The 8,413-nt window shown below is 31.9% G+C and carries 8 protein-coding genes and 1 pseudogene; 4 read left to right on the top strand and 5 right to left on the bottom strand.

Going from position 1 to position 8,413, the window contains the following annotated elements; all coding sequences use genetic code 11:
* A pseudogene (locus tag WBN21_RS12000) lies at positions 1-463 on the bottom strand (hypothetical protein); the annotation flags it as partial.
* A gap of 232 nt (positions 464-695) precedes the next feature.
* Here WBN21_RS12000 and WBN21_RS12005 point away from each other — a divergent pair.
* From WBN21_RS12005 to WBN21_RS12015, 3 genes are read left to right on the top strand one after another with little or no spacing between them, the layout of a single operon-like run.
* The gene (locus WBN21_RS12005) at positions 696-2,450 is read left to right on the top strand and encodes a DNA polymerase III subunit gamma/tau (RefSeq protein WP_424200594.1); all 1,755 of its coding nucleotides are present in this window, start codon (positions 696-698) and stop codon (positions 2,448-2,450) included.
* Positions 2,443-3,021, top strand: coding sequence for a hypothetical protein (locus tag WBN21_RS12010; RefSeq protein ID WP_424200596.1), 579 nt, complete (start codon positions 2,443-2,445; stop codon positions 3,019-3,021). The genes WBN21_RS12005 and WBN21_RS12010 overlap by 8 nt, the downstream gene beginning before the upstream one ends.
* Positions 3,022-3,034: 13 nt before the next feature.
* Positions 3,035-3,616: a tRNA-(ms[2]io[6]A)-hydroxylase gene (locus WBN21_RS12015; RefSeq protein WP_424200598.1), complete on the top strand. Its 582-nt coding sequence runs from the start codon at positions 3,035-3,037 to the stop codon at positions 3,614-3,616.
* Between the two features lie 9 nt (positions 3,617-3,625).
* Here the strand turns inward: WBN21_RS12015 and WBN21_RS12020 are convergent, their stop codons facing one another.
* The 4 genes from WBN21_RS12020 to WBN21_RS12035 form a co-directional block, all read right to left on the bottom strand.
* Complete coding sequence (locus tag WBN21_RS12020) at positions 3,626-4,228, bottom strand: porin family protein (RefSeq protein ID WP_424200599.1); 603 nt, start codon at positions 4,226-4,228, stop codon at positions 3,626-3,628.
* 178 nt (positions 4,229-4,406) lie between these two features.
* Complete coding sequence (locus WBN21_RS12025) at positions 4,407-5,312, bottom strand: Ppx/GppA phosphatase family protein (RefSeq protein ID WP_424200601.1); 906 nt, start codon at positions 5,310-5,312, stop codon at positions 4,407-4,409.
* On the bottom strand, positions 5,313-7,379 hold the full coding sequence (ppk1, locus tag WBN21_RS12030; RefSeq protein ID WP_424200603.1) for a polyphosphate kinase 1: 2,067 nt from the start codon (positions 7,377-7,379) through the stop codon (positions 5,313-5,315).
* 132 nt (positions 7,380-7,511) lie between these two features.
* Positions 7,512-7,997, bottom strand: coding sequence for a SixA phosphatase family protein (locus WBN21_RS12035; RefSeq protein ID WP_424200605.1), 486 nt, complete (start codon positions 7,995-7,997; stop codon positions 7,512-7,514).
* A 180-nt stretch (positions 7,998-8,177) separates the two neighbouring features.
* Between WBN21_RS12035 and WBN21_RS12040 the strand changes: the two genes are divergently transcribed.
* A partial coding sequence (locus WBN21_RS12040) for a hypothetical protein (protein ID WP_424200607.1) occupies positions 8,178-8,413 on the top strand: 236 nt, incomplete at its 3' end.

Consider the following 8,413-nt stretch of genomic DNA (forward strand, 5'->3'; position numbering starts at 1 on the left):
TACTAAAGGTTGAAAGGTCTTCATCGCCGTCTTCCACATATGTGTAATGATTGTTCGAATAATCGCTGCTGTTAATGTGTGTTCTTGTTAGGCTGAAACCAGCGCCTTTTGTTGGGCTAAACAGATTAGTTAAAACTTCTTTGCGCAATGCCACCGGGATTGTAGCCAAGTTCCATGCCGATGATTCTGTAAAGGAAGCACCAAAACCGTAATATTTTTGATATGCTTCATTAGGTAGAAGTTGTAAATCAATCTTATTATTCTCCTTTACAAGTGTTTTAGGTTCAGTATTAGATATTAATTTTAAGTTATCGCCAGTTTGTGAGGTTTGATAAACTTCAACGATATAATTTTTATTAGAATTCTTTGAATTACACCCAACTAAAATAATGGATAAAATTAGTAAATAGGTGTATCTTGGGATTTTAAAGCTTAAAATTTGAAATATCAATTGGTTTATCATAATGATGAATTAAGTTAACCATAAAAATATCAATTATTGACTAAATAACAAATATAAAACCTCATTTAAGGTACTTTATTTATTGTTAAATGAAGTTTTAATTTTATAACACAGTTAAATAAATACTTATGATTAATACCATATCATTTTGTTAATAACTCCTATTAATTTTAGGCTTCTAAACCCTTAATTCTAAACTGAATTTTTAACTTTGTTAAATCAAGATTTATCAATGGAACACTTTGTAGTATCGGCTAGAAAATACAGACCTCAAACGTTTAAAGACGTGGTTGGGCAGAATGCCATTACAAATACCTTACTTAATGCCATTGAAAACAATCATTTAGCACAAGCCTTACTGTTTACAGGTCCTCGTGGTGTGGGTAAAACTACTTGCGCACGTATTTTGGCTAAAATGATTAATAGTGACGGTACGGAAACGGGTGATGAAGATTTTGCATTCAACATTTTTGAACTCGATGCAGCATCAAATAACTCGGTTGATGATATTAGAAGTTTAACCGACCAAGTTAGAATACCACCGCAAGTTGGAAAATACAAAGTGTATATTATTGATGAGGTACACATGCTCTCTCAAGCGGCTTTTAATGCGTTTCTTAAAACCTTAGAAGAGCCACCAAAACATTGTATTTTCATTCTTGCAACTACCGAGAAGCATAAAATAATCCCAACCATTTTATCGCGTTGTCAAATTTTTGATTTTAAACGTATTACAGTTAAAGATGCTAAGGAATATTTAAAATATATAGCAAAAGAGCAAGGCATTACTGCTGAAGATGATGCGTTACATATTATAGCCCAAAAGGCAGATGGTGCCATGCGTGATGCGCTTTCTATTTTTGATAGAGTGGTTAGTTTTTCTGGTAAAAAATTAACTAGACAAGCCGTTACAGAGAATTTAAATGTGCTTGATTACGAAACGTATTTTACTAGTACCAATTTTATTTTAGACAATAAAATTCCTGAATTATTACTTCAGTTTAATAATACGCTTTCGAAAGGATTTGATGGCCATCATTTTATTGCTGGATTAGCTTCTCATTTTAGAGATTTACTAGTAAGTAAAACACCAGAAACTATTGAGTTGCTTGAAGTAGGCGAACAAACTAAAGAAAAGTACTTAAAACAATCAAAACTAGCCTCGCAAGAGTTCCTGATGCAAGGTATAAATCTTGCTAACGATTGCGACCTAAAATACAAAACAAGTAAAAACCAACGCTTACTTGTTGAATTATGCTTAATGCAGCTTGCCTCTATCACTCATGATGGAGAAAAAAAAAATAGCAAACATTACATAATTCCTGCATCTTACTTCCGTAAAAAGGGCATTACCCCTATTCCGGTTACTATTCCTAAGAGATCTGAAAGCACTAACACTTCCGATCCTGCCTCGCCGTCAGGCAGGGAAGCGAAAACAGAAATCCCTAAACCAAAAGAAAAAGTAGCTGCCGTTGTTGAAAAATTTCAAAAAGTAGAACCACCGAAAATTATTTTAAAGCAAGATTCAAAAAGAGCTTCTGGCCTGTCATTATCAAGTATTAGAGCCAAAAAAGAGCATCAAATCAAACAAATGGATGTGGTTATTGATGAAGAGGATTTACCAAAAGAGGATTTTACCGAAGCTGAATTTATAAAAACTTGGAACGCATACATTAGTAAGTTAACAGATGACGGTCAGCATAATTTAGCTTCCATACTATCTATTGACAAGCCCAAAGTAAAAGGCACGGTTGCCTATTTGGAATTTCCGAATGCTACCAATAAAGTGGAACTTGAACGTCAGCAATATGATCTCCTAGGATTTATCCGAAAGGCCTTAAACAATTTCGACATAAGTTTGGATATTACTGTAAATGAAATTTTGGAAAAGAAATATGCCTATACGCCACAGGATAAATTTGAAAAATTAAAGGATAAAAATCCAAATATTGACCTTTTAAGAAAAACTTTCGATTTAGATGTTTAAATCATTAATTATTAGCAAGTTATTCGTTTTTATTTTTGCTATAGCAATGCTGTTTTATAATTGCGATGGCCAAGATAGAAAGCATAAAAATAATGCCGAAGTGCTTCAGGAAAACAACCAATTAAATGCTTATAATGAACAGGTTGAATTTATTCCAAACAAGCCTGTTGTTATTTATACCGATACTATTTTAAGTAACGGTTTTACTGTGAAAATTAATTATCACTCCATTGAAAAAAAGCCATTTTATGGGGTGGTAGAAAATGAAAATGATACGACCAATATCAAAAATTATAAAAATTTTGAAGCGAAAATTTCGGTTTTTAAAGATGATTTGCCCATTGCTGAAACCACTATTACTAAAATGACATTTCTTGAATTTGAAGATGCTTCATTTTGGAAAAGTGCGATTATGCAATATGTTTGGGTCGATCCCAATGCTTCAAATGAAAACATGCTATGTTTAAATACATCGTTCAAAATAGCAGATACCGAAAACTTTAAGGATTTTGTTGTTATGATTGATAAACATGGTGTTATTCAAATAAAACAACGTAAAATGAATTGCTAATACAGTAAAAATCATGCTAGGACTTAAATTACCAACCGACCCACGATGGGTAAATATTGTAGAAAAAAACATTGAAGAAATACTTACCGACCATGCCTTTTGCGAACAAAAAGCAACGAGCACAGCTATTTCGCTAATTGTTAGTTTTCCAGAATATACTGATTTAGTTCAAGAAATGACGGCTTTAGTAAAAGAAGAGATTAGCCATTTTAAAATGGTACACGACATCATTATAAAGCGAGGCTGGGTTTTAGGTCGCGACCGCCGTGATGATTACGTTATTGAACTCCTTAAGTTTTTCCCGAAAGGAGGCAGCAGAACTACACAATTGGTTCATCGTTTGCTTTATGCCGCGTTGATTGAGGCTAGGAGTTGTGAGCGTTTTAGGTTGCTTTCAGAAGAACTTCAAGATAAAGAATTAGCTGTGTTTTACAGAAACCTTATGGTTAGTGAAGCTAACCATTACACCATGTTTTTAGGTTTTGCGAGACAATACGGTGAAAAAAAAGAAGTTGATACCAAATGGCAGCAACTTCTTGAATATGAGAGTAAAATTATAAGTAATTTAGGTACTAGCGAAGCTATACATGGTTAAAATTATTAATTAGAATTTATAACCAACACCTAATTGAATGTTTCTGTTTTTTGCATTCATATCTAAATATTCATCAAAAACGTTTCTTAAACCGTAGTTGTATCTAGCCTCTACATAAATGGCATAATTAATCTTATAATCTGCACCTATAACTCCAGAATAGCCAAGGTTTTTCATCCCATCGTCTACTTTATGAACTTTCAATCCTATTTGTGGACCTAAACTTGCGTGAAATTTTTCACTAAATCTGAACCTGAATAAAACAGGCATTTGAATATAATCTAAATTTAAGGTTTCTTCTCTGGCACCTTCAGCTGAAAACTGTATTTCAGGTACTATTGACAAAGTTCTTGACACAAACATATGCGCCGTAAAACCAATATACATACTGTTTCTGTGTTTGTTATCCCCAATTGGCTCACTTTCAAAATCTAAATGAGAAATAGTATAACCACCTCTTACGCCAAATTTTATTCCGTTGGCAGCCGACCATTTTTCTTGAACCTTTACCGAATCTTGAACTTTCATTGAAGCATTAAGGTCTTTATCATCCTGAGAAAATCCATGAAATGAAAAACCAAGTAGTACTGTTAATAGTAGTAATTTTTTCATCTGTGTGTTTTTATTTATTTAAATCTATTCAGATGTAACTTGCCATTTAATATGAAGTGGAGGGCAACATTTAGGCTTATTTCAATATTAATAGATTTGGGTTATTAATAATAATACGGCTACGAAGATATATTATAAATTTAAAATACTACAATTATACAAGCTAAAGTGCATAATTTTACTGTGTATTGCTAGAAACTGTATCATAATAGATGCTTTTAATGATTCCATCTGCCAACCCTATTTTTGGTACATATATGTTTTTTGCATGACTCCATTTCATAGCTGAAAGATAAATTCGCATGGCAGGAATAATAACATCGGCTCTATCTTGATTTAAAGATAATTCTGTAATACGCTCTTCATAAGAGTAGGTTTGCAGCATATTGTAGTATGATGTCATGTAAAAATATGAAAGCGGTTTTCCTAAGGCTTTGCCAGATACCTTAAATATTTTATTGATATTTCCACCAGAACCCAGAACATCAATTTTTTCATAAATTTTAGTTTGACTTCCAATCCATTCTTGCAATTCATGCCAGGTTTCATTTTTAACCATGTCATTAAGCAATCTTACGGTTCCTATTTTAAAAGATTTTGAGACTACCTGATTGCCACGATCAATTACCGTAAACTCTGTACTTCCACCACCAACATCAACATATAAATAGGTTTTGTTTGGGTCTATAAACTTATTTAAATCTGTGGCTGCGATTATTGCTGCTTCTTCTTCACCTTCAATAATATCAATACTTATTCCAGTTTGCTTTAAAACTAAGTCAACTACCTTTTTTCCATTTGTAGATTCTCTCATGGCGGAAGTTGCACAGGCCTTGTATTTTACCACTTTATGAGATTTCATGAGTAGTTTAAAGGCTAACATGGTATCTAAAATACGTTGTGTGTTTTCTTTAGAAATTTTATTCTTAATAAAAACATCAGCGCCGAGACGAATAGGCACACGAACTAACGAGTTTTTTTTAAACTGAACAGGTTGTCCCTTTTGTTCTATAATGTTTGAAATTAATAGCCTAACGGCATTCGATCCAATATCTATGGCAGCATATTTTTTTATTGAAAGCATTTAGTTTTCTAGTTGTTTTAAGTAATAATCATAAGTGGCAAATTGCGATCTTACTTTAGTTTTTTTATTAATTCGGTATTCATTTTCTTGTGAATCATTTAATATTCTAGCTTTAACATTATCGTTCCAACTGATATTAAAGGTATCTATAATTTCATTCCTAATATCTTCATCATAAATAGGGCAGCTTACTTCTACCCTATTTTCTATATTTCTTGTCATCCAATCTGCCGAGGAAATGTATAGTTTCATTTCATCATGATCTCCAAAAATATAAACTCTAGAATGTTCTAAAAATTTATCAACCACACTAATTACTTCAATATTCTCACTCATGCCCTTTATGCCTGGAATTAAACAGCAAAGCCCTCGTACAATCATTTGAATTTTTACTCCTCCTCTACTAGCTTCATACAACTTATCAACCATAGGATAACTTGAGATACTGTTCATTTTTAGTCTAATAAGACCTTCTTTACCCTGTTTTACCTTTTCTATTTCATTATCAATCAACTTAAAAACAGCACTTTGTGTATAATGTGGAGAAACTATTAAATGCTTATACTTATAAATTCTATAGTTGGTTTCGAAAAAGCTAAAAATCTGATTGACATCTTTTAAAATCTTTTTATTAGAGGTGAAAAGTGTATAGTCTGTATAAATTTTAGCGGTAGATTCATTAAAATTTCCTGTACTTATAAATCCATAACGCTTAAGTTTTTTGCCTACTTCACGTTCAATAACACACATTTTACTATGCACTTTTAGTCCCGCTACGCCAAATATTAGGTTGATACCCTCTTTTTCCATTTGTTGTGCATAATTGATGTTGGCTTCCTCATCAAACCTTGCACGCAACTCAATTGACACCGTTACAGATTTACCATTAATGGCCGCATTAATAAGGGAACTGGCAATATGAGATATTTCAGCAAGTCGATATATTGTGATTTTTATGGTTTTTACTTTTGGGTCCAGCGCTGCTTCTCGTAAAAACTTTACAACATATGAGAATGATTGATATGGTGCATGAAGCAAATAATCTTTCTTAGCAATGGCTTGAAATATGCTGTCTTTTAAACTTAATCCTTTTATGGGGAGTGCTTCAATTTTTTCGTACATTAAATCTGTTCTTCCCAGGCTTGGGAAACCCATATAATCCCGTCTGTTATGATAACGCCCGCCTGGTATAATACTATCAGTACCATCAATACCCATTTTAGTCATTAAAAAGCGTAACGTTTCTTTATGTATGGTTTTATCATAAACAAACCTTACTGGCTCTCCTATCTGACGGTCTTTAACACTATCAGATATTTTCTCGATAAAACTCTTACTTAAATCACTATCAAAATCTAACTCGCCATCTCGAGTAATTTTTATCATGTGTGCAGAAATTGCTTTATAATCAAATATGTTGAAAATATCTTCTAAACAATAGCGTAACAAATCATCAACCATGATTATATAGTGCTTATCCCCTTCTTTTGGAAGTTCTACAAATCGGTTTACTGTTTTAGGAATTTCAATTAATGCAAACTGCTTTTTATCCCCAGACATTAACATTCTTACCGCTAAATACGCTGCGCTATCTTTTAAATTAGGTAATACAACAGTTTCATTAAGAATAATAGTTACTAACGCTGGACTTACTGTTTTTAAAAAATACTCTTTAATAAACTCATGTTGAATAGCATCAACTTTAGTTTCATTAATGATATAAATATTTTCTGCTTTTAACTTTTTATCAATTTTTTTTAATATTTCAACGCTTTCACTTTGCTGTTTGATAACAATTTGTGTAATAATTTCTAAAAGTGCTTTAGCTCTGATACCTCCAAGTTCGCTCTTACCGCCTTTACCCGCTTCAACAATACGTTTTACAGTAGCATATCTTACCTTAAAAAATTCATCTAAGTTGTTTGAGAAAATCCCTAAAAAACGTAAGCGTTCTATTAGAGGAACGGTTTCATCTGCGCCTTCTTGTAAAACTCTAGCATTAAACTGCAACCAGCTAATTTCTCTATTTATATAACTATTTTCTACTACGGTATTGGGTTTAGTCATTGACTATTAAATATTATACAATTTAAAAACAAATATATTCTATTTACTCTAAAATATCTGATTTTAAGCAATAAGCTATAATTATATTTTCAACATTTTGTATTTAATAAATTTTGGAAATGTAATGTTTGTCTAAGATTTTAAATCTCTGGGAAATAAGGTGGTTAGCGTTTTTCCTGGTTTTAAATCATGCCATTGGTTTATATCAAATTCTATAATAACGACACCACTTGTTGGCACGTTATCAATATAGGTATCGCCGTAAGTATTTACAAAGGCTGTTAAGGCATGATTGTGTCCAAAAATCATAAGCGTATTAATGATATTATCACAAGATTTTATGACTTGTAGAAGATTTGCACCAGAGAAATCATACAAATCATGATTATATGTTACAATATCTGTGTTAATATTCAAATTTGAGACAAAAATGTCTGAAGTTTCCTTTGTTCTTGCGGCATCGCTACTTATTACTAAATCTGGTTTTAAACGCCCTTTTAATGCCTTCGAAACTATATCAGCATCCTTGTAACCTCTTGATTTTAAGGGTCTTTCGTGGTCTGTAACATCATACTCCCATGATGATTTTGCGTGTCTTACTAAAATTAATTTTTTCATAATTATCGTTTAAATGCAACTTTTATCGATAAAGTGTTGCATATGTGGTTTTAATCGTTTATTTTCGTCCAGTTATCGAACTTTTTTAAAAATGAGTACTCTAACAACATTTAATTATAGTTAAAATGTAATTAAATTATTTAACTAACTAAAACAGAATTAGTTTTATTTCAAGCCCCAATGAAAAAACAAACTAAACCTCAAAGTAGTGTATTAAAATTATTACTAGTTGTATTAATTTTATTTGTCTATGCCAATAATAAAGTTATGGCGCAAGATGTTGATCTTGAAATAATCAAGACTGCTGATGCAACAACTGCTAATGAAGGTGATATAATTAGATACACCATTAAGATTAAAAACATTACCCCTATTTCCAATACAGCAACTAATGTAGTATTAAAAGATCTTTTACC

The organism is Algibacter sp., assembly GCF_049667265.1.
Taxonomy (GTDB): Bacteria; Bacteroidota; Bacteroidia; order Flavobacteriales; family Flavobacteriaceae; genus Algibacter_B.